Origin of the sequence: Ensifer canadensis (genome assembly GCF_017488845.2) — a bacterium.
GTDB classification, from domain to species: Bacteria; Pseudomonadota; Alphaproteobacteria; order Rhizobiales; family Rhizobiaceae; genus Ensifer; species Ensifer canadensis.
On the sequence record NZ_CP083371.1, the window covers coordinates 490503 to 514338 of the forward strand.

Annotated in this window: 18 protein-coding genes; 8 read left to right on the plus strand and 10 right to left on the minus strand. The window is 63.2% G+C overall.

Annotation, left to right across the window (positions count from 1 at the left end):
* Window positions 1–58 precede the first annotated feature (58 nt).
* The 7 genes from J3R84_RS21895 to J3R84_RS21925 are packed head-to-tail and all read left to right on the plus strand — an operon-like array spanning window position 59 to window position 8771.
* The gene (locus J3R84_RS21895; protein WP_107027446.1) at window positions 59–1606 is read left to right on the plus strand and encodes a sugar ABC transporter ATP-binding protein; all 1548 of its coding nucleotides are present in this window, start codon (window positions 59–61) and stop codon (window positions 1604–1606) included.
* A 28-nt stretch (window positions 1607–1634) separates the two neighbouring features.
* Entirely contained in the window at window positions 1635–2624 is a 990-nt protein-coding gene (locus tag J3R84_RS21900) for an ABC transporter permease (protein WP_025429299.1), read from the plus strand.
* Window positions 2625–2626: 2 nt separating this feature from the next.
* On the plus strand, window positions 2627–3637 hold the full coding sequence (locus tag J3R84_RS21905; protein ID WP_057209872.1) for a sugar-binding transcriptional regulator: 1011 nt from the start codon (window positions 2627–2629) through the stop codon (window positions 3635–3637).
* Entirely contained in the window at window positions 3634–4629 is a 996-nt protein-coding gene (locus tag J3R84_RS21910; protein WP_057209871.1) for an aldo/keto reductase, read from the plus strand. Before J3R84_RS21905 ends, J3R84_RS21910 begins: the two co-directional genes overlap by 4 nt.
* A gap of 11 nt (window positions 4630–4640) precedes the next feature.
* A complete protein-coding gene (locus J3R84_RS21915) occupies window positions 4641–6389 on the plus strand; it encodes a glycerol-3-phosphate dehydrogenase/oxidase (RefSeq protein WP_203527797.1) in 1749 nt (582 codons plus the stop codon).
* The gene (locus J3R84_RS21920) at window positions 6362–7204 is read left to right on the plus strand and encodes a class I fructose-bisphosphate aldolase (protein WP_203527800.1); all 843 of its coding nucleotides are present in this window, start codon (window positions 6362–6364) and stop codon (window positions 7202–7204) included. The genes J3R84_RS21915 and J3R84_RS21920 overlap by 28 nt, the downstream gene beginning before the upstream one ends.
* 34 nt (window positions 7205–7238) lie before the next feature.
* On the plus strand, window positions 7239–8771 hold the full coding sequence (locus J3R84_RS21925) for an FGGY-family carbohydrate kinase (RefSeq protein WP_203527803.1): 1533 nt from the start codon (window positions 7239–7241) through the stop codon (window positions 8769–8771).
* Between the two features lie 226 nt (window positions 8772–8997).
* Here the strand turns inward: J3R84_RS21925 and J3R84_RS21930 are convergent, their stop codons facing one another.
* The 10 genes from J3R84_RS21930 to J3R84_RS21975 all read right to left on the minus strand — a co-directional run bounded on the left by J3R84_RS21930 (window position 8998) and on the right by J3R84_RS21975 (window position 19909).
* Complete coding sequence (locus J3R84_RS21930; protein ID WP_025429293.1) at window positions 8998–9636, minus strand: outer membrane protein; 639 nt, start codon at window positions 9634–9636, stop codon at window positions 8998–9000.
* A 221-nt stretch (window positions 9637–9857) separates the two neighbouring features.
* Window positions 9858–11018 (minus strand): sensor histidine kinase, encoded by a 1161-nt coding sequence (locus tag J3R84_RS21935; protein ID WP_225968532.1) that lies wholly within the window; start codon window positions 11016–11018, stop codon window positions 9858–9860.
* Window positions 11015–11194 (minus strand): hypothetical protein, encoded by a 180-nt coding sequence (locus J3R84_RS21940; RefSeq protein WP_225906259.1) that lies wholly within the window; start codon window positions 11192–11194, stop codon window positions 11015–11017. The genes J3R84_RS21935 and J3R84_RS21940 overlap by 4 nt, the downstream gene beginning before the upstream one ends.
* Window positions 11191–11865 carry a response regulator transcription factor gene (locus tag J3R84_RS21945; RefSeq protein ID WP_057222833.1) on the minus strand — a complete coding sequence of 225 codons (675 nt, stop codon included), beginning with the start codon at window positions 11863–11865 and terminating at the stop codon, window positions 11191–11193. Before J3R84_RS21945 ends, J3R84_RS21940 begins: the two co-directional genes overlap by 4 nt.
* 449 nt (window positions 11866–12314) lie before the next feature.
* Window positions 12315–14054: a M14 family metallopeptidase gene (locus J3R84_RS21950; RefSeq protein WP_203527806.1), complete on the minus strand. Its 1740-nt coding sequence runs from the start codon at window positions 14052–14054 to the stop codon at window positions 12315–12317.
* Complete coding sequence (locus J3R84_RS21955) at window positions 14051–14905, minus strand: ABC transporter permease (RefSeq protein ID WP_025429289.1); 855 nt, start codon at window positions 14903–14905, stop codon at window positions 14051–14053. Before J3R84_RS21955 ends, J3R84_RS21950 begins: the two co-directional genes overlap by 4 nt.
* Window positions 14906–14909: 4 nt before the next feature.
* The gene (locus J3R84_RS21960; protein ID WP_025429288.1) at window positions 14910–15833 is read right to left on the minus strand and encodes an ABC transporter permease; all 924 of its coding nucleotides are present in this window, start codon (window positions 15831–15833) and stop codon (window positions 14910–14912) included.
* Window positions 15834–15894: 61 nt separating this feature from the next.
* Entirely contained in the window at window positions 15895–17427 is a 1533-nt protein-coding gene (locus J3R84_RS21965; RefSeq protein WP_057209860.1) for an ABC transporter substrate-binding protein, read from the minus strand.
* A 51-nt stretch (window positions 17428–17478) separates the two neighbouring features.
* Window positions 17479–19359: an ABC transporter ATP-binding protein gene (locus J3R84_RS21970; protein ID WP_081788960.1), complete on the minus strand. Its 1881-nt coding sequence runs from the start codon at window positions 19357–19359 to the stop codon at window positions 17479–17481.
* Window positions 19325–19909 carry a winged helix DNA-binding protein gene (locus tag J3R84_RS21975; protein ID WP_025429285.1) on the minus strand — a complete coding sequence of 195 codons (585 nt, stop codon included), beginning with the start codon at window positions 19907–19909 and terminating at the stop codon, window positions 19325–19327. Before J3R84_RS21975 ends, J3R84_RS21970 begins: the two co-directional genes overlap by 35 nt.
* Before the next feature lie 121 nt (window positions 19910–20030).
* On the opposite strand from J3R84_RS21975, the gene J3R84_RS21980 reads away from it, so the two are divergent.
* The gene (locus tag J3R84_RS21980; protein WP_113568490.1) at window positions 20031–23651 is read left to right on the plus strand and encodes a hydantoinase B/oxoprolinase family protein; all 3621 of its coding nucleotides are present in this window, start codon (window positions 20031–20033) and stop codon (window positions 23649–23651) included.
* Window positions 23652–23836 lie beyond the last annotated feature (185 nt).

Below are 23836 nucleotides of genomic sequence, written 5' to 3' on the forward strand. Positions count from 1 at the left end.
TGACATGGCTATCCGGATGTCCGGATAGCCGGTCAAACGATTGAGAGTGGAGAAGGCGATGATATCGCAGCCGGTCCTTCAGGTCCGCAACGTCACCAAGCACTTCGGGGCTGTGAAGGCGCTGACCAATGTGGATTTCAACCTCGAAAAGGGCGAGATCCATGCACTTTGCGGCGAGAACGGCGCCGGCAAATCCACGCTCATGAACATCATCGCCGGCGTGCTGCAGCCGAACGAGGGCGAAATCCTCGTCGACGGCACGCCGACGAAGATCTTATCGCCGGCCGCAGCTCAGTCGCTCGGTATCGGTCTTGTCCACCAGGAGATCGCGCTCTGCCCGGACGCGACGGTGGCGGAAAACATGTTCATGGCCGCGACAAACCGGCGGCGCTCGCCGCTGATGAACTACGCGTCGCTTGCCCGCGATGCGCAAGCCGTGATGAACCGGCTGGCGCCGATCGACGTGCGCCGCAAGGTCGCCGACCTTACCATTTCCAGCCAGCAGCTGGTCGAGATCGCCAAGGCGCTGACGCTCGATTGCCGGGTGCTGATCCTCGACGAGCCGACGGCGGCGCTGACGGAGGCCGAAGCGCAAGCGCTTTTCGGCATCATCCGCGACCTGAAGGCCGCAGGCATTTCCATCATCTATATCAGCCATCGCATGGCCGAAATCTTCAGCCTGTGCGACCGGGTCACCGTTTTTCGCGACGGCCGCCACGTCTCGACGGAGCACATTGCCGATGTGACGCCCGATGATGTCGTTCGCCGCATGGTCGGCCGCGAGATCACGCAGCTCTATCCGCCGAAGCAGGCACAAGGCGAACAGTCCGGCGAGGTCATCCTGTCGGTTCGGGGTCTCAGCGACGGCGAACGCATTCATGATGTCGCCTTCGACCTGCGCAAAGGAGAAATTCTGGGGATAGGCGGGCTGATCGGCTCCGGCCGCACCGAGATCGCCGAGGCGATCTGCGGGTTGCGCCGGAAGGTTCGCGGCGACGTGCTGCTGCACGGCAAGAAGCAGACGATCGGCAACTACAGAAACGCGGTCGACGCCGGCATCGTCTACCTCTCGGAGGATCGCAAGGGCTCCGGCGTGTTCGTCGACATGTCGATCGCTCAGAACATTTCGGTGCTGGATCTGAAGACGCTGACCGGGCCGCTCGGCTTGATGAACGCGAAGGCGGAAGCGGACCTCGCCCGCGATTTCACCCGGCGGCTCGGCGTGCGCATGGGCGGTATCGCCATGCCGGTATCGTCGCTCTCGGGCGGCAACCAGCAGAAGGTGGCCATCGCCAAGCAGCTCGCGGTGCGGCCGAAGGTCATTCTCATGGACGAACCGACGCGCGGCATCGACGTCGGCGCCAAATCGGAAATTCACCGCCTGTTGCGCGATCTCGCGTGCTCGGGCATCGGCATCGTCGTCATCTCGTCGGAACTGCCTGAACTTCTGGGGCTGTGCGACCGGGTGCTGGTTGTGCGCGAGGGCGGCATTGCCGGCGAACTCGGCGAGGCCGAGATGACGGAGGAGGCGGTGATCCGCCTTGCCTCCGGGGTCGGGCAGCACGGCGAACCACAGAAAATCAAGGCGGCCGAGCATGTTGCCTGAAACAAGCAGACGGAATGGGGAGGCGGAAATGGCAGTCGATACGGTGGTTGCAACGCAGGTTCAGGTTCCGGCCTGGCGACGGATCGGCACAATGCGCGAGGCTGGGCTGATCGCCATCATTCTTGCGCTCGGCATCGTCATGAGCTTTGCCTCGCCACACTTTCTCACCTTCGGCAACATGCGCGCGATGCTGATGAGCTTCTCGGTCGAAGGCATCGTCGTTGTCGGCATGACGATCCTCTTGATCGTCGGCGGTATCGATCTCGCAGTCGGCTCGGTCGTCTGCTTCGCCATGGTGCTCGCGGGGTCGCTGTTCCTCGCCGGGGTCGATCCATGGACGGCCTCGCTCTTCGGGATCCTCGCTAGCAGCCTCATCGGCGCCATAATGGGCTTCTTCGTCACCGTGGTCGGGCTCAACCATTTCATCACGTCGCTTGCGGCAATGGTGATCGTGCGCGGGCTTTGCCTGGTCATCACCAAGGGCACACCGCTGTCGCTGTTCACCATGCCGGCATCGTTCAAAGCCGTCGGCCAAGGCACCTTCCATGGCGTGCCTTATGTCATCCTGATCTTCGTCGCCGTCGTGATCCTGTTCGACTTCCTGCTGCGCCGGGCGACCGCATTTCGCAAGGTGTTCTACACCGGCAGCAACGAGAAGGCGGCGCTCTATTCCGGCATCAAGACCAAGCAGGTGAAGTTCTGGGTGACAGTGCTCTGCTCAACACTCGCCGGTGTCGCCGGCGTCATCTACATGTCGCGCTTCGGCGCTGCCACGCCCACCTTCGGCGTCGGCATGGAGCTCAACATCATCGCGGCTGCGGTGATCGGCGGGGCGTCGCTGAATGGCGGCTCGGGCACGATCCTCGGCGCCATCCTCGGCATCGCCCTGTTGTCGGTGGTCACCAGTTCGCTGATCCTGCTCGACGTCTCGGTCTATTGGCAGGATATGATCAAGGGCTGCATTCTGCTTGCCGCCGTCTCCATCGATCATTTCCTGCACAAGCGGAAGGCCATCTGAACATGCCGATCGCCAAGCCCAATCAGAACCTCATTTCCAGTGCACGCGAGGAACTCGTCGTTGCCCGGCAGATGCATCAGGCACTGGTGCTGCACTTCCTCGAAGGCCTGACGCAGTCGCAGATTGCCGATCGCCTCGGCATCTCGCAGCCGACGGTCAACCGCCTGATCAAGCGCGGACGCCAGCTCGGCCTGGTTGAAATCAAGATCAAGTCGCCCGTCGAACCGCTGGTCGACATGGAGGAGCAATTGCTTGCGCTTGGCGGCATCAGCCGCGCCGTCGTTGTTCCCACCGTCTCCGACAACCAGCAGACGGCGCTGCAGGCGGTGGGCGAGGCTGCGGCCCGGCTGCTGATGGAAGAGATCGCCGACGGCGACACCATCTGCATCACCGGCGGCAAGGGCGTCAGCGCCGTCGTTGCCGGTCTGCACCCGTCACGGCGCCTGGATGTCGAGGTGATCCCGGCGACCGGCTGCGTGCAGGGCAAGCACTATACCGACGTCAACCACGTCTCGACCCTCCTGGCGGATCGGCTCGGCGGCAGGTCCTATCAGATCCATGCGCCGCTCTTTGCCGACAGTGCCGCGGAGCGCGCCATGCTGATCAACATGCGCTCGGTGGCCGACGTGTTCAAGCGCGCCAGGGAAGCCAAGGTCGCGATCGTCGGCATCGGCTCGATCCTTTCCGACGATTCGAGCTACTACGACCTGCACCCGTCTTCGAGCACCGATCGTGACGCGATCAAACGCTCCGGCGCAAGCTGCGAACTGCTTGCGCACCTGCTCGACGACCAGGGACGGGTCTGCGACTACAGCCTCAACCGCTCGCTCGTCTCGCTGACGCTCGACGAGTTCGCGTCGATCCCGACCAAGATCGGGGTGGCGAGCGGACCGAACAAGGCCGGCCCCATTCTCAGCGTCCTGCGCGGCAGGCATCTCGATACACTCGTGACCGACGAGGCGACCGGCGAGCGCATCCTTGCCATGGCAAGCGAAAAGGGACTTTCGGCATGAGCAATGAACAGTTGACGCGCGAGATCGGCCGCACCGGTGTCAAGGCATCCGCCGTCGGGCTCGGCACCTGGGCGATCGGCGGCTGGATGTGGGGCGGAACGGACGAAGGCGAATCGATCGCCGCGATCCAGGCCTCGCTCGATGCCGGCGTGACCCTAATCGATACGGCTCCCGCCTATGGTCTCGGGCGTTCGGAGGAAATCGTCGGCAAGGCGTTGGCCGGCCGCCGCGACAAGGCGGTGATCGCAACCAAATGCGGCCTCGTCTGGCATACGACGAAGGGGCGTCATTTCTTCGACCAGGACGGAAAGCCTGTTCATCGCTACCTCGGTCGCGACGCCATCGTTCACGAGGTCGAAGAGAGCCTGAAACGGCTCGGGACGGACTATATCGACCTCTACATCACCCATTGGCAGGACCCAACCACGCCGATCGAGGAGACGGTGCGGGCGCTGGAAGACCTGAAGAATGCCGGCAAGATCCGCGCGATAGGCGCCAGCAACGTCGACCGGTCCGAGCTGGAAGCCTATATCGCCACCGGCCGCCTCGACGCGATCCAGGAGCGTTTCAGCATGATCGATCGCGAGATCGAGGCGGAACTGTTGCCGCTGACGACTGCCAACGGTGTCGCCACGCTCAGCTATTCCTCGCTTGCCCTGGGCCTCTTGTCCGGTACCGTCGGCCCGGACCGGGTGTTTGCCGGAGACGATCAGCGCCGCGACAACCCGCGCTTCTCCGTCGGTAACCGTGAGAAGGCGACGGCCTTTGCCGAGGCGATACGGCCCATCGCCGAAAAGCATGCGGCCAGCATAGCCCAGACGGTCATTGCATGGACGCTTGCCCAGCCCGGCGTGACCTTTGCGTTGTGCGGCGCGCGCAATCCGGCGCAGGCGCTCGACAACGCCCGTGCAGGCACAATCCGGCTCGACGGCCAGGACCTCGCGGCGATCGATGAAGCGATAGCGGCGAAGCTCGCTCACATGGATAGGTAACGGACGCCATCATGAACCGAGAAGAGATTTTTGACGGGCTCCGCCAGAGCCCGAAGGTGGACGTCTGCGTCCTCGGCGGCGGCATCAACGGCCTCAGCGTGTTTCGCGAGCTGGCGCTGCAGGGCGTCAATGTCGTGCTCGTCGAGAAACACGATTTCTGTTCCGGCGCCAGCGCCGCGCTGTCGCGCATGGTTCATGGCGGATTGCGCTATCTCGAAAACGGCGAATTCAGCCTGGTGCGGGAATCGCTTGTCGAGCGCGACCGGCTCCTTCGCAACGCGCCGCACTATGTCGGTCCACTACCGACGACGGTTCCCGTGTTCGACGTGTTCTCCGGCATCGCCAACGGCGCGGTCCGGTTCCTTGGCTTGAGCCGGCGGCCGAGCCGCCGTGGCGCCGTCGTCATCAAGGCGGGGCTTGCGATCTACGATTTCCTGACGCGCAAGCGCGCCATGATGCCCCGCCACGAGTTTCGCGGCCGGCGCGCGACGCTTGGCCGATGGCCGGCGCTCAATCCCGCGATCAAGAATTCCGCGACCTATTATGACGCCTGGGTCAGTCAGCCCGAGCGCCTCGGCATCGAACTGCTTGAGGATGGGCTGTCGGCTGGCATCCATGCGCGCGCCGTCAACTATGCCGAGCTGAAGCTGGTAGCTCCGGGGTGCTATGCCGTCAGAGACAATATCGCCGGCACGGAGGTCTTGATCGAGCCGACCGTGATCATCAACGCCACCGGCGGCTGGATCGACATCGCCAATCAGAGCCTGTTTTCCGAACCGGCCCGGCCGGCACCGTTGATGGGCGGCACCAAAGGGTCGCATCTGATCATCGACAACGACGATCTGACCCGCGCGCTCGATGGACACATGATCTACTACGAGAATGAGGACGGGCGCATCTGCATCCTGTTTCCCTATCTCGGCAAGGTTCTGGTCGGCTCCACCGACATTCGCGTCGACGATCCGGAAACCGTGCGCTGCGAGACGGCGGAACGGGACTACATCCTGCAGTCGCTCGCTTTCGTCCTGCCGACGATCAAGGTTCGTCCCGATGAGATCGCCTTCCAGTTTTCCGGGGTCCGGCCGCTGCCGGCGAGCAAGGACAGTTTTACCGGCCGCATCCCGCGCGATCACTATTGTACCTTCGTCGAGACCGCCGATGCCGGGCCGCCGGTCTTATGCATGATCGGTGGCAAATGGACGACCTTCCGCTCCTTCGGAGAGCTGGCTGCCGATCTTGTGCTCGAACGACTGGATCAGCCTCGCCGCGTGGCCACGGCCGATCGGGCGATTGGTGGCGGCCGGGATTTTCCCGCCGACCGGGAAGCCTGGATTGCGCGGGTCGCCTCGGCGGCGGCCCTTGCGCCGACGCGCGTCGCCACGCTCTTTGAGCGCTATGGCACGGATGCCGAGCGCATCGCCGCCTTCGTCGCTGCCGCGCCCGACGCTCCGCTTCCGCATCCTGATTATTCGACCCGCGAAATCCAGTTCCTGATCCGCAGCGAGAAGGTCGAACAACTCGACGACCTCTTGCTTCGGCGCACGACCCTGGCGATCACCGGCGAGCTTTCGCTCGAAATGACGGACGCCGTGCTCGCATTGCTCGCGGCCGAAAAGCACTGGCCAGTGGCCCGCCAGGCGCTTGAACGCGCCCGTTTTCTCACCCTTCTCCTCGAACGCCACGGCGTCGATGAAGACATGCTTTCCGCACGGAACGAACAAAGGAGTGCATTATGCGAAACAACCGCAAGGTCCGGATGAACCGTCTTTTTGGCGCAGGACGCTGCCTGGACGTGGCCATCGACCATGGCGTCTGCAACGAACCGTCGTTCCTCGACGGTCTTGAGAACATGGAATCCGTGGTGAGGGCCCTGGTCGACGCTAGGCCCGATGCGATCCAGATGAACTATGGCCAGGCCGATCTGCTCCAGGATCTTCCGGGCAAGGACAAGCCGGCTCTGGTCATGCGTATCGACATGGGCAACCCGTATAATCGCATCCGCCACCGCGACATGTGGGCTGTGCTGCAGAACGAGGCCGAACCGCTGGTCGGCGCTTTGGAGATGGATGCCGCCTGCGTGGTCGTCAATCTGTTCATGCTGCCCGACGAACCGGACCTCTTTCGCCAGTGCGTAGCCAACATTTCCCGCGTCCGTGCCGATTGCGAAAAATACGGCATGCCGCTGATGATCGAGCCACTGGTCATGCAGCCGGTCACCGAGCGCGGCGGCTACATGGTCGATGGCGATGCGGAAAAAATCGTCACGTTGACGCGGCTCGCCCGTGAGATGGGCGCCGATATCGTCAAGGCCGACCCGACGACAAATGCCGAGGATTTCCACCGCGTGGTCGAGGCAGCCCGCTGCCCGGTTCTGGTGCGCGGCGGCGGCAAGGAGGACCTGCCTGCCGTGTTCGACAAGTCTGCGGCCTTGATGCGGCAGGGCGCTGTGGGCATGGTCTATGGGCGCAATATCTACCAGCATGCAAACCCGAGCGCCGTCGTTCGCGGTTTGATGGCCATCGTGCACGATGACGCCGATGGCGCAGCCGCCTTCGCCCTGTATCAGCAAGGCTGAGAAAGACGATCCGAACCTTGGGAGGGGTTCTTCAATGGCAGACTATCTTTTAGGACTCGACGCCGGAAACACCGTCATCAAGGCGGTGATTTTCGACCTTGAGGGCAACGAGATCGCGGCGGCTGCGCAGGAGGGGCACAGCCGGGTTCCGCGGCCCGGGCATGTCGAGCGGGGGCTCGAAGAGCTGTGGACCCATGCCCGGGCAGTCATCCGCCAATGCGTCGAACGTGCCGGCATCCGTGCCGAAGAGATCGTGGCGATCGGTTGCGCCGGTCACGGCAACGGCCTTTATGCTCTCGACCAGGGCGGTGAGCCGCTTCTCGGCATCCAGTCGCTCGACACGCGTGCCGCCGGGCTAGTGGAAGAATGGAAGGCGCAGGGTGTCGGCGACCGCACCTATGCCATCGGCCGGCAACGGCCCTGGCCGTCGCAGACGCCGACCTTGCTTGCCTGGCTCAAGCGTTTCCAGCCCGAGACCTATGCCAGGATCGGCACGGTGTTTCTGTGCAAGGATTTCATCGTCAACCGACTGACCGGCAAGCGGGTCAGCGACGTCTCGGATATGACCGGCTGCGGCCTCCTTAATGTCGTCAACCGCCGCTACGACCGCGATCTGATGGCGGCCTTCGATCTCGGCGAGGCAACCGGCCTCTTGCCTGACCTCGCCGAAAGTGCGGATGTGGTCGGCACGGTCACGCCGGAGGCGGCAGCACAAACCGGTCTTGCTGCGGGCACGCCGGTGGTCGGCGGTCTCTTCGATGTCGTCGCCTCGGCAATCGGCTCGGGCGTCACGCGCACCGGCGCTGCCTCGATCATCGCCGGAACCTGGAGCATCAACCAGGTGATTATTGATGGCCCTGACCTTTCGGGCCCGGTGTTCATGTCCTCCACCTTTGATCGCGGCCGCTACATGGCAATCGAATCGAGCGCGACGTCGGCGGCCAATCTCGAATGGCTGGTGCGCGAGTTCTTTGCTGACAGCGGCATCGACGACGGCCGATCGCCGTTTGACGTCTGCTGCTCGCTTGCATCCGATATCGAACCGGCCGCGAATGACCCGATCTATCATCCCTTCCTCTATGGCGCGCAGCAGGACGGTAACGCCCGCGCCGGGTTCTATGGCGTCGCCGGCTGGCACACGAAGGGTCACCTGGTTCGCGCGGTTCTCGAAGGTGTCGCCTTCGGCCACCGCCAGCACATCGCCACGATGCGGGCGGCGGGCGCGACCTTCGACGAGGCGGTGCTTTCAGGCGGCGGATCGCGCAGCCTGATCTGGCCGCAGATCTTTGCCGACGTGCTCGGGGTTCCGGTGTCGGTCGCCCGTTCGCGCGAAACCGGCGCGCTCGGCGCTGCGATTGCCGCGGGCACGGGGGCAGGGATCTTTGCCGATTTCTCGGAAGGTGCGGCAGCCATGGTGAGGACGGAACGCCACTACCGCCCGAACGCGGCGATAGCGCGCCACTACACGCGACGGTACGAGCTTTATCGGGACATCGCCGACGCAATGGCGCCGATCTGGCGGCGGCTTTCGAATGCCGAAGCCGAGGTTTCGGAGGCGGCGGCTTAGAGCATTTCCAGGAAAAGTGCGACGCGGTTTTCCGTCAGGAAATGCGTAAAAACAAGGAGATAGAGCGTTTCTGACTCCACTTAGACCGGAAACGCTCTAGACGCGGGCCAGCGAAAGAGTGAAGCCGAGGGCCGGGACCGGCCTTCGGCTTGATCGTTCCACGTCGAACCGAGCGCCGCTGACCCAGGGAGGATCGGGTGACGGCGCTGCGATCGCGTGGGAACAATCAGAACCGCATGTTCACGCCGGCCTTGATGACGTGGCTGTTGATGTCCTTCTCGCTCGACCCGAAGGCCGTGTTGGTGCGGACGTCGGGCGTGGTGATGTAGTTGTATTCGATCTTCGCCGAGAGACCGCCGGCGAAAGCCTGCTCGACGCCGGCGCCCACCAGATAACCGCCCTTGAAGCCGACATCGTTCTGGACGCCGCCGCCCTTCTTGTAGTTGGTCATGGCATAACCGGCCGTGCCGTAGACGAGTGTCTGGTCGAACGAGAGGCCGGCCTTCGCCTTGATCGCGCCGCGCCATTTTTCCTTGAGTTTGCCGCCGCTGACCTTGTGTTCGGTGTCGCCGAGATAGGAGCCTTCGATTTCGGCACCGACGATGCCGGGACCGACCTGCATGTTGTAGCCGGCCTGTGCGCCGAAGACGACGCCGTTGCGGTCGGAAAACGGATTGGGACTACCGGTAAAGCCGAGACCGCCATGGGCGCCGACATAGGCACCGCTCCAATTGAAGGCAGGCGGGTCCTGGTAGGACGAAGCCGGTTCCGGCGAATAGGGGTCGGCGGCCAGTGCCTGTTGCACACCGGCTGTGGCCAAAAAGGTGATGCCGAGCCAGAGGGGAAGTTTGTGACGTTGCCGCATGGCGTTGCTCCGTGGATTGGACTAGGCGCCGGTCGCGGCGCATTTATCTTCTCTCTTCGCTTCGCGCCGGCTGGCACGATTATCGACGCTGGAAGATGTGCGCATTTGTGCGCCGCACGGATTGCATCAACATTGCAAATATCGACTAAATCGCTGATTTTGTTATTAATAACCTGTTAGACTCTATGGCGAAGATGCGGCAGTCAATCGCCCAAAGTCTCTCACGCGACCGGCAGGGTCATGCGGAAACAGGCGCCACCGGTCGGCGCACAGACCACCGATATGTGGCCCTTGTGACGGTTGACGATCTCGCTGACGAGATGCAGCCCAAGGCCAGCACCGTGGTCACGCGGTTGCAACCGGTGAAACGGCTCGAAAATCCGCTCCCGTTCGCTTTCGGGAATGCCGGGCCCCTCGTCGCTGACCTCGATGATACCACCACGCTCGACGTGAATGGAGATCAGGCCGCCAGCATGCTCGATTGCGTTGCGGACCAGATTGGTGACGGCACGCTCCAGCGCGCCAGCGTCTCCCCGCGCGCTAACCTGAGCGGGCCCATGGGTAAAAGAGATGTCGCAATCGGCCGACAGTGCGAGAGGGGCGAGGTCGGCGGCGACGTCGCGGCAGAGCGAAACCAGGTCGAGGGGTGCGAAATGCGCGCCGTCGCGGTCGATGCGCTCGAGGTCGAGCAGCTGTTCGGCAAGGCCGGCAATACGGGCGGCATCAACAAGAAGACGGGCGCGCAACGGCCCGATGTCCATGCCCTCCAGCCGGGTCTGCAGGATCGCGACCGGGGTCCTCAACTCGTGGGCTGCATCCAATATGAAGCGCTGGCGGCGCTCGTAACCTTCGTCCAAGCGCTGCAGCGCACCGTTGACGGCTTCGACCAGCGGGCGCACCTCGCCCGGCACGCGGCCATCGGGCAGACGGGCGCCCCGGCGGTCGACGTCGATGCTTTTGGCGTGGTCGGCGACCTCGGCGAGGCTGGAAAAGGCACGGCGCACAATGATCGGAATGGCGAAGGCGGGAATGAGCACGAGGATGAGCACGATCGGCAGCAGCAGCAGGTTCGTCAGGAAAAACACCGCGAACGAGGCGCTCCACAGGCGTCCGCCGCCGGTCAGAACCGTGTAAGTGCCGTTCTCGGTCTCGATCGCGCGAACGATCGCCGAGAGCAGGTAGGGTTCCAGTCCGTCGCGGATGTCGGCGAAGGCGACGCGGTCGAGATGCTCGCCGATGCCGCGATAGGCATCGGGGACCGGCCCGCTTTGGATCGTGTCGCCGCGCTCGTTGCGCACGACGAACCAGAAGCCCGGCGTTTCGGCGAGCAGGGCCTGAAGCTGCGGCGTGTTTTTCAGCCTCAGTTTCTGGTCGGGGGTCACCTCGACGGCACTGCGGCAATCGACGCCGAACTGGCATCAAGGATCATGCCGCCGAGATCGGCCCGGATCAAAAGCGCCATGAAGCCTGCAATGACGGCAACGAGCAGCAGCACCTGAAATGTGAGGATGTGCCAGATGAGCCGCTTCTTCAGCGAGTGGTTGGGGTTGTCGCTCATGACATCGGTCTCAGCAGGTAGCCGACCCCACGAATGCCGTGGATCTCCACGCCGGAGCCGGACTCCAGCAATTTCCTGCGCAGTCTCGAAACATGGGCGTCGAGCGAGTTGGACTGGATTTCGTCGTCGTACCCGTAGACGGATTCCTCCAGCGTCGAGCGTTGCACGGTGCGCCCCTGCCGTCGCGCCAGCGCTTCGAGCACAAGCAGTTCCCGGCGGGGAAGTTCGAGCACGCGGCCGTCGATCCGCGCTTCCCGAGCGCCGAAATCGAAGACAAGATTGCCGATGCGCGCGGTCATCGGTGCGATATCGGGTGCCCGCCGCATCAATGCGCGAAGCCGTGCCAGCAGTTCCTCGACCGCGAAGGGTTTGGCGAGATAATCGTCGGCCCCCATGTCCAGCCCCTTGATCCGCTCGTCGACGGCGCCACGCGCCGTCAGCACGATCACCGGGATGCCCGACTTCAGCGCGCGAACACGGGGAATGAGCGTCAACCCGTCTCCGTCAGGCAATTGCCGGTCGAGAATGATCGCGTCATGGACCTGATTGGCCATCGCGGCGATGGCGTGATCGAGCGACGGCGCATGGTCGAGGATCATGTCGTAGCGGCCAAGGGCAACGCCGAGCGCGGCAGCCATCTCAGGCTCGTCCTCAACAAGGAGTAGGCGCATGTCTCGATTCTCCAACGTGTCTGTGCGGTAGGCGCACATTTGCTTGAGGACCATTGCCGCAAAGTTGCGGTTGGTTCGCGCTCTGACTGCATCATTTACAGGCTGGCGCGCAATGCGGCCGCAACGCTGCGGCGGCAGCCTTTACGGTATCCGGCGGCTCCAAGCGATATGAGAGGCAGGTATATGCGCGTCTTGGCGAAAGGGCGTTCGTGCAGGGATTATCACGGAGGCGATCGTCATCGGCGCATCGAGGAAGCAGAGAATGCGCGAGAGCCTGCCGTATGGCCGCACCGAACAGCACGCGCGCTGCGCAGTTCGCTACCGCACGTATGAACCGCGCAGTAGGTCATTCACCGGGCATGGCGGCGGCGATACGCATGCCGGTGAAACGGGCAGATGTGACGGCCCCGAAAGCCCATCACATCCTTGAAAGATTTGCCGGGCGAAGCCTAGGCGACTGCCATCATCGACTGGAACGCCTCGTAGGCGGCCAGAACCGTCTCCCGTTGCGCGTCATGGCCGGAAACGAAGGCGTCGCCATAGATGGTTTCGTCGGGAAATTCCGTGATCAGCGTCAGCGGCGCCTTGTGGCGATCGTCGACGGAGATCATGCAGGGGAAGCCGTTGATGATGCGGAAGCCGGTCTCACCCGCATGGGTTTCGTAAAGCGCGATCTGCTGATCATTGTAGGCGAGAAGACCGGGCACAGTGGCGAGTCGAGCCGTCACCGCTTCGATCAGCTGTTCGGCACGCGCTTCCCAATCGGCGTGGTGGCGCATGATCAGGAAGAAGCCCTTCGGCAGCGTCCACATGGCAAAGCCGCGCGGCACATAGCCGGACAGCGGCCGTGTCCATTCGTGCGAGGGGTAGCCGTGCAGGTTGATATGAAGCTCGGCGCCCGACAGGGCTTCGGCGTCGTTGCGGATCGCCCGCTCGTTGAGGGCAGTGCCGGCGCGATATTCAAGATCGTCGCCAAGTGCAGTGTAGCGGGCGGCGTGATGCATGTGCAGCGGGTTATCGACACGCAACCGCTGGTGAACGGCATAACCGTCGGGGTTTTCGAGCGGAGATATCGTGAAGTGCGTGCCGGGGAGCGTGGCCAGCGTCTGAGCCGCGCGCAATGCGCCGACGATGCCGGTGGTCTCGTTGGGGTGCTGGCCGCCGCTGATCATCACGGCAGCATCGGTGCCCTTGTGATAGCGCGCCTTGACCGGGCGTCCCGCCCGCGAATGCGCCTGGAAGGGTTGGCCTTCGATCTTTTCCAGTTCGGCATGGATCTGCGCAACCGCGAGCGGTGCCTGAGCCGTGTCGAGAGGTTGGATTTCGCCGTCGGCGTCCGTCGTCGCGAGCGGTCGGGTTTCGACGCGAACCGTGGGTTTGCCATCGGCAAAGACGATTTCGGGGACGATCTGGCCGGGTTTCAGGCCACGGTCGCCCAACGGACGGCCCGACTTCTTCTGGAAGACTTCGAGCAGCGAGAAATAGAAGTCCTCATGCATCGCTTCGCGCAGGCTGACGACCTCTTCACCGACCGGCAGCTGCAGATCGTTGATCGGCAACGTCGCACGGATGTTGAGTTCGTCGAAATAGGGTTCGCTGTCGCCCCAGCCGTGCTCGGCGATTGCACACATGGCGCCTGCAAACAGCCGCTCATAGTCAGTTTCGAGGTGGCATTCCCGCCGCTTGCTGCTGCTGTCGTCGAGACGGACCCAGCCGGTCGGAGACAGGAGTGTTTCGCCGATGAAGTCGGTGTGCTGGCGGTTGGGCGCAAACACCGTATGGGCTTCCGTGCATCCGTCGGCAAAGGTCAGCGCGACGTCGTAGGTTAGTGCCGTATCGCTGCCGCCGACAAAGACGATCTCGGCGTCGCCGACGAGCGCTGCCAGCGGATAGGCTTCGAGCAGGAAGCGGTTCGCCGGGCAGTTTTCGGGCTGCGGATAGCGGATATCGACGCGCTTCAGTGCCTTGCGGTCGACCTCCTCGAGAAAGAAGTGCAAGAGCGGCTTGTAGGCGCTCCTGAGCTTTGCCTCGATGCCGAAGGCACCAAGCTTCTGCTCGGCCGCCTTGCGGCTTTCGCGATCATCGAAGAGCCATGCCTCCAGCCGGGTGCCGCGTGCAGCCTCCTTGCCATAGGTAGCGAGCATGATGTCGAGCGTGCGCTCGAACGTCCCTTCGAAAATTGTGGTCATCGTGAAGTTCTGCCTGTTGGGTCGAGACTGTCGCGCAGCCAGTCGCCGAGAAGGTTGAGGCCAAGGACGGTAAGAAGGATTGCAAGCCCCGGGAAGACGCTGACCCACCAGGCGTTCTGCAGGTAGGTGCGGCCGTCGGCGAGCATGCCGCCCCAGCTCGGGATCAGCGGGTCGACGCCGAGGCCGAGGAAGGTCAGGCTGCTTTCGAGCAGGATGTTGTTGGCAACGTTGAGCGTCATCAACACGATGACCGGCCCGATCAGGTTCGGCAGCAGATGCTGGAACAGGATCTTCACATCGCGAACGCCGATGGCGCGGGCCGACTGGATGAACTCCCGTTCGCGCAGCGACAGCACCGAGCCGCGCACGAGACGGGCATATTGCACCCATTGCGAGATGATCAGTAGCACGATCGTGTTGGTCAGCCCGCCGCCGACGATGGCGATGAAGGTGATGGCGAGCAGGATGAAGGGCAGCGCCAGCTGCACGTCGGCAAATCGCATGACGACCATGTCCCAGAAGCCGCGATAGTAGCCGGAGACGAGGCCCATCACCACGCCGATTACGACGGCACCGGCTACCGAGGTGAAGCCGACGAGCAGGGAAATCTTGCCGCCGGCAACGACGCGCGCAAGCACGTCACGGCCGAGCGGGTCGGTACCGAGCGGGTGCGCCCAGTTGACGAAGGCCGGTGTCAGTCGCGCCATCAGGTCGATCTTGTCGGCGCCGCCCGGAAAGAGCACGCCTGACAAGAGAACAGCTAGGCACATGCCGCCGGCAAGCAGCGCGCCGAGGATGAATTCGAGGTTGCGGAAACGGGCAAAGCGGGTGTTTGCGGCCTTGGTGGTCATCGGCTCACTCCGTCCGGATGCGCGGGTCGACGAGGCCATAGGCGATGTCGACGATGAGGTTGACGCCGACGATCATCAGCGAGAGCACGGTGATGACGGCCTGCAGCACGGGATAGTCGCGGGCGCCGACGGCGTCGAAGGCGAGGGTGCCCATGCCCGGCCAGTTGAACACCCGCTCCACGACGACGATGCCGCCGAGAAGACCGCCGAACTGGAGGCCGAAATAGGTGATGAGCGGGATGGCACAGTTACGCAGCGCATGCTTGTAGAGCACCTTGCTTTCGCTGAGGCCCTTGGCGCGGGCCACCATGATGTATTGCGACTGCAGGGTTTCGAGCATCGCCGTGCGCACCAGGCGGACATTGGTTGCCGTCAGGATGATGCCCATGGTGACAGCCGGCATGATGAAGCTCGCAAACCCGTCCATGCCGCTCGGCGGCAACCATTTGAGGGTGATCGAAAACAACAGCACCAGCATGATCGCCAGCCAGAAGTTCGGGAAGGACAGGCCAACGAGCGAGAGGATGCGGATCGCCTGATCAGCCCATTTGCCGCGGGCGACAGCCGCCTTGATGCCGAGCGGGATCGAAATGATGATCGAAACGATGAGTGACGCGAAGGCCAGCATCATCGTTGCCGGCAGGGCGGCGGCAATCAGCTGCGAGACCGGTGTGCCGCCCATGAACGAGCGGCCGAAATCCAATGTGAACAGGCCTTTGATGAAGGCAAAATACTGCGTCATGAAGGGTTGGTTGAGGCCGAGCGCCTCGCGGATGCGCGAGAGGTCTTCCTCGGTGACGCTACCCGCACCTTGGGCGAGCATCAGTGCCGGGTCGCCCGTCAGGCGGATGGCAAAGGAGACGATGAGCGTTACGACGAAAACAACGAACACCGCCTGCAGAACACGTTTGATCAAAAATCCGGCCAACTTACCCGCCCTTCATGAAGACGACCCGCCGCTCGCTGTTGGGAAGCGGCGGATCTGATTGTTACTCGACCGTGACGTCCGTCAGCCGCAGGCGGCTGTCGGGAACAGGCGTGAAGTTCTTGACGCGCTTGCTCACGCCGAAGATGGCGTTGAGGTTGTAGAGCGGCATTTCCAGCGCACGGTCGGCGGCGTAGTTGGCGATCTGCTTGAGGATTTCCTCGCGCTTGGGCTGATCGGTGATCGAGCGCTGGGATTCGAGCAGCTTGTCGAGTTCGGCGTCGCTGTCGTACGGGTTCCACTTTTCACCCGAGTGGTACATCGAGTAGGCCGTGTTGTCGTAATCGAGCGTCCAGCCGCCCCAGGCCTGCTGGAACATCGCGCCCGTCTTGCCGGCCGGGATGATGTCGTTCAACAGAACGTTGGTTTCGTAAGGCTTGATCGTCGCGTTGATGCCGACGAGCTGCAGGTAGCTGGCGACGGCCTGAACAACTTCGTTGAAGGTTGCGTCGTTGCCGCGCACGTCGATCTGGACGGAAGCACCCGGCGCGACGCCCGCTTCCTTCAACAGCGCCTTCGCCTGCTCCGGATCGTATGGCAACGGCTTCATGCTTGGGTCGAAGCCGAACGACAGTTCGCCCTGGAAGCTGGCGATCGGAGCGGCCTGGCCGCCGAGGATCGACTGGATGATGGTGTCGCGGTCGACGCCGAGGATCAGCGCCTTGCGGACCTTCGGATCCTTGGTGATGCCGTCGCGGGTGTTGAAACGCAGCGCATAGACGGTCGGGCCGGGGGTCGAGACGAGTTCGAGCTTGTCGTCACCCTCGATCGTCGGGATCATGCCGATCGGGATGGTCGGCGGGATGACGAGATCGACGCGGCCGGCCTGCAATTCGGCAACGGCGGTTGCCGGCTCGGCGATGAAGCGGAAGTCGAGGTTGGAAAGCTTCGGTGCGCCGCCCCAATGATCGGCGAAGGCTTCGAGCTTGATCGCCACCTTCGGCTCATAGGAGACGAATTTGAATGGGCCGGTACCGACAGGATGGGTGTTGAAATAGTCCTCACCCTTTTCCTGGATGTATTTCGGCGGCACGATCATCGCGCCGTAGCCGGCGAGCTTGGTCAGTAGAACAGGATCCGGTGACTTCAGGTGGAGATCGACGGTCTTCTCGTCGACGATCTCGACACGCTCGATGACCGCATAGTTGGATTTCTGTGGCCCCTTGGAGCCTTCTTCGCCGAGCAGGCGATCGAAGGTGTATTTCACGGCTTCGGCGTTGAAAGGCTCGCCATTGTGGAACTTGACGCCTTCGCGCAGCGTGAAGCGCAGGCGCTTGCCGCCGTCGAGCTCTTCCCAGGCGGTTGCAAGGCCTGGAACCAGCTTGCGGTCAGGGCCGCGATAGGTCAGGCCGTCGAAAATGTTGGTGGAGACAGATGCCCAGTTGACGAGGAAGGTGTCGACCGGATCCCAGCTGCCCGGATCCTGTGGCGACGAAACCGTCAATGTGCCGGCGGCAAAGGCCGGCGCGGCCGTCAGAAAGCTGCCAGTCAGCGCAAGCGCGATGAAGGCGGCGTGGATCCCCTTTTTGTTGATCATTTTTTACTCACTCCTGTTTCGACTGCCTTCCCCTGAAAAGAGAAAGCGGCTTTACGCGTCCAGGGCCACGAAATGGCCCGGCGCGATCTCCTTGCGCGGAAGCACCGCGGGTTCTTCTCCGACACGCCGGATCGGGCTCGGGATCTCGCCTTCGATCATCCCCCGGTCGCGCCCCTTGCCGGGATCGGCGACCGGAACGGCCGATAGCAGCCGGCGGGTATAGGGATGGGTCGGGGTTTCGAACACCTGGCGGCGGCTACCGAATTCCATCACCTGGCCGAGATAGAGCACGGCGACGCGGTGGCTCATGCGCTCGACCACGGCCATGTCATGGCTGATGAAGAGATAGGCGAGGCCTTCCTGTTCCTGCAGCTCCATGAACAGATTGATGATCTGGGCCTGGATCGACACGTCGAGCGCCGATAGCGCCTCGTCGGCGATGATGAGCTTGGGCCGGGATGCGAGCGCCCGGGCGATACAGACGCGCTGGCGTTGACCGCCGGAGAACTCATGCGGGTAACGCTCGGCATGGGCGGAGGTCAGCCCCACCCGCTCGAGCAGTTCGTGAACGCGCTTTTCGATTTCCTTGTTGCCAAGGATCAGCCCATGGGTGCGGATCGGTTCGGCAATCGAGAAACCGACGGTCTTGCGCGGGTCGAGTGAGGCGAAGGGATCCTGGAAGATGTACTGGATTTCCTGTTTCAGCCGCTGGCGCTCGGCAAAGCTCATGGCGGAGACCGGGCGTCCGCCGAAGAGGATTTCACCTGAGGTGGCGCTCTGGAGCTGCTGGATTGTACGGCCGATCGTCGACTTGCCGGAACCGGATTCGCCGACAAGTGCCAGGGTCTCGCCCGGGAAAATGTCGAAGCTGACATTTTCAATTGCGTGAACGCGGTGCGTGGCCCTGCCGAAAAGGTTCTTCTTGACGTCAAAGCGTGTAACGAGATCGCGCACGGAGAGGATCGGTGCTGCGTCGTAGCGGGCGGTGCGCTGGATATGCTCTTCGCCGACAAGCTTCGGCGCGCCGTCGATCATCATCGTCAGCGGCATGCGCTTGGGGAAGTCTTCGCCGGTCATGCTGCCGAGCTTCGGCACGGCGGAAAGAAGCGTCTGGGTATAGGGATGTTGTGGATTGGCGAAGATCTCGGCGACCGGACCTTCCTCGACCTTGCGGCCCTTCCACATGACGACGACATCGTCGGCCATTTCGGCGACGACGCCCATGTCATGGGTGATGAAGATCACCGCCATGCCGAGCTCCTTCTGGAGGTCGCGGATGATGGTGAGGATCTGGGCCTGGATGGTCACGTCGAGCGCCGTCGTCGGCTCGTCGGCGATCAAAAGCTTCGGGCGACAGGCAAGCGCCATGGCGATCATGACGCGTTGGCGCATGCCGCCGGAGAGCTGGTGCGGATAACGGCCGACGAGCTCGGCGGAATCGGGCAGCCGCACCATGTCGAGCAGCCGGCATGTCTCGGTGAGAGCTTCGGCTTTCGTCATCTTCTCGTGCAGCATCAGCACTTCGGCGATCTGGTCACCGATCGTGAACACCGGATTGAGCGACGTCATCGGCTCTTGGAAGATCATGGCGATCTCCTTGCCGCGAATGCTGCGCATCGCTTTCTGCGGTTCGGCCGTCAGGTTCACCGCGCCGTTCTTGCCCTGGAACAGGATGCGACCGGAGGGGAACCGACCTCCCATCATGTCGGCAAGCCGCATGATCGAAAGCGAGGTCACCGATTTGCCGGAGCCCGATTCGCCGACGATTGCCAGCGTCCGTCCCGCGGTGACCGAAAAGCTCAGGTCTTCGACGACGGCATTGCCATTGAAGGCGACGGACAGGTTTTCTACGGCCAGCAGCGGGGGTGTCGTATCAGCGGTCACGCGATCTTCCTTGTCACAATGTGGTCGCGGCACGCGCGGACTGTTCATAGGCCCCCGACATGAAGCGCAGCACAGCGGCGATTTCCGAGAGTGTCTCCTCGGAAGGGCGGGCATTGGCCGTCGAGGTCACGAGCAGGCGCTCGCGGATTTGCGCATAACGGGTGCAGGCTTCCGCGCCCTTGTCGGTGATCTGGATGGTCTTTTCCTTGCCCGCCTTGCCTGTGGTGACTAGGCCGGCCGCCTCGAGCTTGCGGATGGCATAGGTCGCCACATGCGTGTCTTCGATGTCGAGCACGAGGCAGATATCGGCGAGCTTCTTGCCGCGGTCGCGGTGGCGGATCGTATGCAGGATGAGAATTTCTGTGGAGGAAAGGCCGGGCACACCGGCGGCAGCCATGCAGCGCACCATCCAGCGATGAAACGCGTGAGAAGCGAGAATCAGACCGTACTCGACTTCCGAGAGCCCTGGGGACCCGCCTTCGGCCAGATGTGCGGAGGAGACGATCGGTCCGATCGCGGACACGGGCTTCATGTGGTCGGGCAAAGCGTCTTGCGCCCATTCCCTCCCTTCAAAGCTCTCCTCAGACTTCTTCGTCATTCAGCACTTCCTCATCTTGACGATTTTATGTCATCATTTTATCGACATTTTGTCAACGAACTGCTTTGATGAATTTCGGAGCCGACCCGAGCTGGCGGCAGACGAGTGAGAGGGATGGACGATGAGCGCACGCGAAACCGGCAGCTGGGACTTCTGGATCGACCGTGGCGGCACCTTCACCGACGTGATCGGCAGGGACCCGCAAGGCGTTCTGCATGCGCGCAAGGTGCTGTCGGAGAATCCGGAAGCCTATCGTGATGCCGCCGTGCACGGCATCCGCCTGCATCTTGGCCTGCCGACCGGCACGCCGATCCCGACCGGGCTCATCAGCGAAGTGCGTATGGGCACGACGGTCGCGACCAATGCGCTGCTTGAGCGCAAGGGCGAACCGCTCGCACTGGTGACGACGCGCGGTTTCCGTGACGCGCTCAGGATCGGTTACCAGGAGCGCAAGAACATCTTCGCCACCGAAATCATCAAGCCGGAAGCGCTCTACAAGGATATTGTGGAGCTCGGCGAACGGGTGCTGGCCGACGGCACGGTCGAGCAGGCACTGGATGAGGCCGAGGCGCGCCAGGCGCTGACGGCGCTTCGCGACCAGGGTTACAACACCGTCGCGATCGTCTTCATGCACGCCTATAAATATCCGGAGCACGAGGCGCTGGTCGCCCGGCTTGCCCGCGAAATGGGCTTCGAGCAGGTGTCGGTCAGCCACGAAGTCTCGCCGCTGATCAAATATGTCGGTCGCGGCGATACCACCGTCATCGACGCCTATCTCTCGCCGGTGCTGCGCCGCTATGTGGCGCAGGTGTCGAGCGAACTCGACGTCGAGCGCTCCGGCGCGCGGGTCATGTTCATGATGTCGTCGGGTGGCCTGACGGCCGCCGACATGTTCCAGGGCAAGGATGCGATCCTCTCTGGTCCGGCTGGCGGTGTCGTCGGCTTGGCCAAAACCGGTGAAGCGGCCGGTTTCGACCGCGTCATCGGCTTCGACATGGGCGGCACCTCTACCGACGTTGCCCATTTCGACGGCGAATACGAGCGCGCCTTCGAAACCGAAGTCGCCGGCGTGCGCGTGCGCGCGCCGATGATGCTGATCCACACGGTTGCCGCCGGCGGCGGTTCGATCCTGCATTTCGACGGCGAGCGCTTCCGCGTCGGACCGGATTCCGCCGGCGCCAATCCGGGCCCTGCCTGCTATCGCAACGGCGGCCCGCTTGCGGTCACCGATGCCAATGTGATGCTCGGCAAGCTGATGCCGGAATTCTTCCCGGCGCTGTTCGGGCCGGAGCAGAACGAGCGGCTCGATGTCGAGACGGTGCGTCAGCGTTTCGCGGCGATGGCAGCCGAAATCGGCGATGGCCGGGCGCCTGAGGATGTTGCCGACGGTTTCATCCGCATTGCGGTCGCCAACATGGTCGAGGCGATCAAGAAGATCTCGGTCCAGCGCGGCTATGACGTGACGCGTTACGCGCTCAGCTGCTTCGGCGGCGCCGGTGGCCAGCATGCCTGCCTTGTCGCCGATCAGCTGGGGATGAAGAGCATTCTGGTGCATCCTATGTCCGGCCTGCTGTCGGCCTATGGCATGGGGCTCGCCGATATCCGCGCCACCCGTCAGAAGGCGCTCGGCGTTGCGCTCGACGACAAGGCGCCTTCGGCGCTTGCCGAGCTTGGGTCCGACCTGCAGGTCGAATGCCTCGGCGAACTCGAAGCACAGGGCATCGGCCGCAACGAGATCCGCACCCATCTTCGCGCCCATATCCGCTATGCCGGCACCGACACGGTCCTGGCTGTCGATGCGACCTTCCCCGGGCATGACGATATCGCCCGCCTACGCGCCGAATTCGAGACCTTGCACAAGCGCCGCTTCGGCTTCGTCGCCGACAACAAGGCGCTGGTGATCGACGCTGTCGAGGTCGAAACCGTCGGCGGCGGCGCTGCCCAGATGGAAGGTGAAGGCCTGGCGACGACGGCAGGCGCGCCCGCGCTTAGCCGCAGCACCCGCTTCTATTCCCAGGGCCAGTTCCACGATGCGCCGGTGGCGCTTCGCTCCGAGATCAAGCCGGGCCAACGCCTTGACGGTCCGGCGATCATCATCGAGCCGAACCAGACCGTTATCGTCGAGGACGGCTGGCAGGGGGAACTGACTGCCAAGGACCATATCGTGCTTCGCCGCGTCAAGGCGCTGCCGGCGCGCAGCGCGATCGGCACCAAGGCCGATCCGGTCATGCTCGAGATTTTCAACAATCTCTTCATGTCGATCGCCGAGCAGATGGGCGTGACTCTGCAGAACACCGCCTACTCCGTGAACATCAAGGAGCGTCTCGATTTCTCCTGCGCGGTCTTCGACAACAGGGGCAATCTCGTTGCCAATGCGCCGCACATGCCGGTGCATCTGGGCTCGATGGATGCCTCGGTCGCAACTGCGATCCGCGAGAACCCGGTCATTCACCCCGGCGACGTCTTCCTGATCAATGCGCCCTATAACGGTGGCACACATCTGCCCGACCTGACCGTCTGCACGCCCGTGTTCGACGACCAGGGCAGGGAGATCCGATTCTGGGTCGCAAGCCGCGGCCATCATGCCGATATCGGCGGAATTTCGCCCGGCTCAATGTCGCCGCTGGCGACCAACATCGAGGAAGAAGGCGTCTATATCGACAACTTCAAGCTCATCGATGCCGGCCGCTTCTGCGAGGCCGAACTTGAGGCGTTGCTCAATGGCGCGCGCTATCCGGTTCGCAACATCGTGCAGAACGTCAACGACCTGAAGGCGCAGGTTGCCGCCAACGAAAAGGGCGTGGCGGAACTCAAGAAGATGATCGCGCAGTTCGGCGAGGATGTCGTTGAGGCCTATATGGGCCACGTCCAGGACAATGCCGCCGAAAGCGTGCGCCGCGTGCTGGACCAACTGCCTAACGGCGAATTCTCCTACGAGATGGATCAGGGCTGCAAGATCGTGGTGAAGATCACCGTCGATCGTGACAAGCGCGAGGCCACCGTCGACTTCACCGGCACGTCGGAACAGCGTTCGGACAATTTCAATGCGCCCGCTCCGGTCACTCGGGCGGCGGTGCTTTATGTCTTCCGCGTTCTCGTCGAGGCCGATATCCCGATGAACGCCGGTTGCCTCAGGCCGATCCACATCGTCATCCCGGAAGGCACGATGCTGACCCCGCGTTATCCCGCAGCGGTCGTTGCCGGCAATGTCGAAGTCAGCCAGGCTGTCACCAACTGCCTCTTCGGTGCCGTCGAAAGCCAGGCAGGCGCTCAAGGCACGATGAACAATCTGACCTTCGGCAACGCGCACTACCAGTATTACGAGACGATCTGCTCGGGCGCGTCGGCGGGGCCGGGTTACAATGGCGCCGATGCGGTCCACACCCATATGACCAATTCGCGTCTGACCGATCCGGAAATTCTTGAGACCCGCTTCCCGGTGGTGCTGGAGGACTTCCACATCCGCCGCGGCTCCGGCGGCAAGGGTAAGTGGTCGGCCGGCGACGGCACGAAACGCACCATTCGTGCCCGGGAAAAGCTCGACTTCGCGATCCTTTCCGGTCACCGCCGTGTTGCACCCTTCGGCATCAAGGGCGGTGAGCCCGGCAATCTCGGCCAGAACCTCGTCCGTCGCAACGACGGGCGAACCGAAGAGCTGTCGGGCTGCGCCCATACGGTTCTGGAAGCCGGCGAGGCCTTTACCGTCGTCACGCCCACGGGCGGCGGCTACGGCAAGAAATGATCTCCCAAGACTGCTGCGGCGGTCTGCGGGCGGGCGAGAAATCGCCCGCCCGCTTTGCGTTTGAAAGGCCGTTCGGATGGGCGCCGCCTTGGCCGGGCCGATCCTGATGTTGCTGTTTTAACGCTAATTTAAATTCGCAATTACTAAGTATCTCTCGGTCGGTGCGCTTGAGATCTCCGCCTCCT

Excerpts from the sequence above, each read along its gene's own strand:
- J3R84_RS21915 (WP_203527797.1), top strand. The coding sequence starts at position 4,641 with ATGAACCGAGAAGAGATTTTTGACGGGCTCCGCCAGAGCCCGAAGGTG.
- J3R84_RS21925 (WP_203527803.1), top strand. The coding sequence starts at position 7,239 with ATGGCAGACTATCTTTTAGGACTCGACGCCGGAAACACCGTCATCAAG.
- J3R84_RS21950 (WP_203527806.1), bottom strand. The coding sequence starts at position 14,054 with ATGACCACAATTTTCGAAGGGACGTTCGAGCGCACGCTCGACATCATG.
- J3R84_RS21900 (WP_025429299.1), top strand. The coding sequence starts at position 1,635 with ATGGCAGTCGATACGGTGGTTGCAACGCAGGTTCAGGTTCCGGCCTGG.
- J3R84_RS21920 (WP_203527800.1), top strand. The coding sequence starts at position 6,362 with ATGCGAAACAACCGCAAGGTCCGGATGAACCGTCTTTTTGGCGCAGGA.
- J3R84_RS21895 (WP_107027446.1), top strand. The coding sequence starts at position 59 with ATGATATCGCAGCCGGTCCTTCAGGTCCGCAACGTCACCAAGCACTTC.
- J3R84_RS21905 (WP_057209872.1), top strand. The coding sequence starts at position 2,627 with ATGCCGATCGCCAAGCCCAATCAGAACCTCATTTCCAGTGCACGCGAG.
- J3R84_RS21980 (WP_113568490.1), top strand. The coding sequence starts at position 20,031 with ATGAGCGCACGCGAAACCGGCAGCTGGGACTTCTGGATCGACCGTGGC.
- J3R84_RS21910 (WP_057209871.1), top strand. The coding sequence starts at position 3,634 with ATGAGCAATGAACAGTTGACGCGCGAGATCGGCCGCACCGGTGTCAAG.
- J3R84_RS21930 (WP_025429293.1), bottom strand. The coding sequence starts at position 9,636 with ATGCGGCAACGTCACAAACTTCCCCTCTGGCTCGGCATCACCTTTTTG.
- J3R84_RS21940 (WP_225906259.1), bottom strand. The coding sequence starts at position 11,194 with ATGAGCGACAACCCCAACCACTCGCTGAAGAAGCGGCTCATCTGGCAC.
- J3R84_RS21970 (WP_081788960.1), bottom strand. The coding sequence starts at position 19,359 with ATGAACAGTCCGCGCGTGCCGCGACCACATTGTGACAAGGAAGATCGC.
- J3R84_RS21945 (WP_057222833.1), bottom strand. The coding sequence starts at position 11,865 with ATGCGCCTACTCCTTGTTGAGGACGAGCCTGAGATGGCTGCCGCGCTC.
- J3R84_RS21965 (WP_057209860.1), bottom strand. The coding sequence starts at position 17,427 with ATGATCAACAAAAAGGGGATCCACGCCGCCTTCATCGCGCTTGCGCTG.
- J3R84_RS21975 (WP_025429285.1), bottom strand. The coding sequence starts at position 19,909 with ATGACGAAGAAGTCTGAGGAGAGCTTTGAAGGGAGGGAATGGGCGCAA.
- J3R84_RS21955 (WP_025429289.1), bottom strand. The coding sequence starts at position 14,905 with ATGACCACCAAGGCCGCAAACACCCGCTTTGCCCGTTTCCGCAACCTC.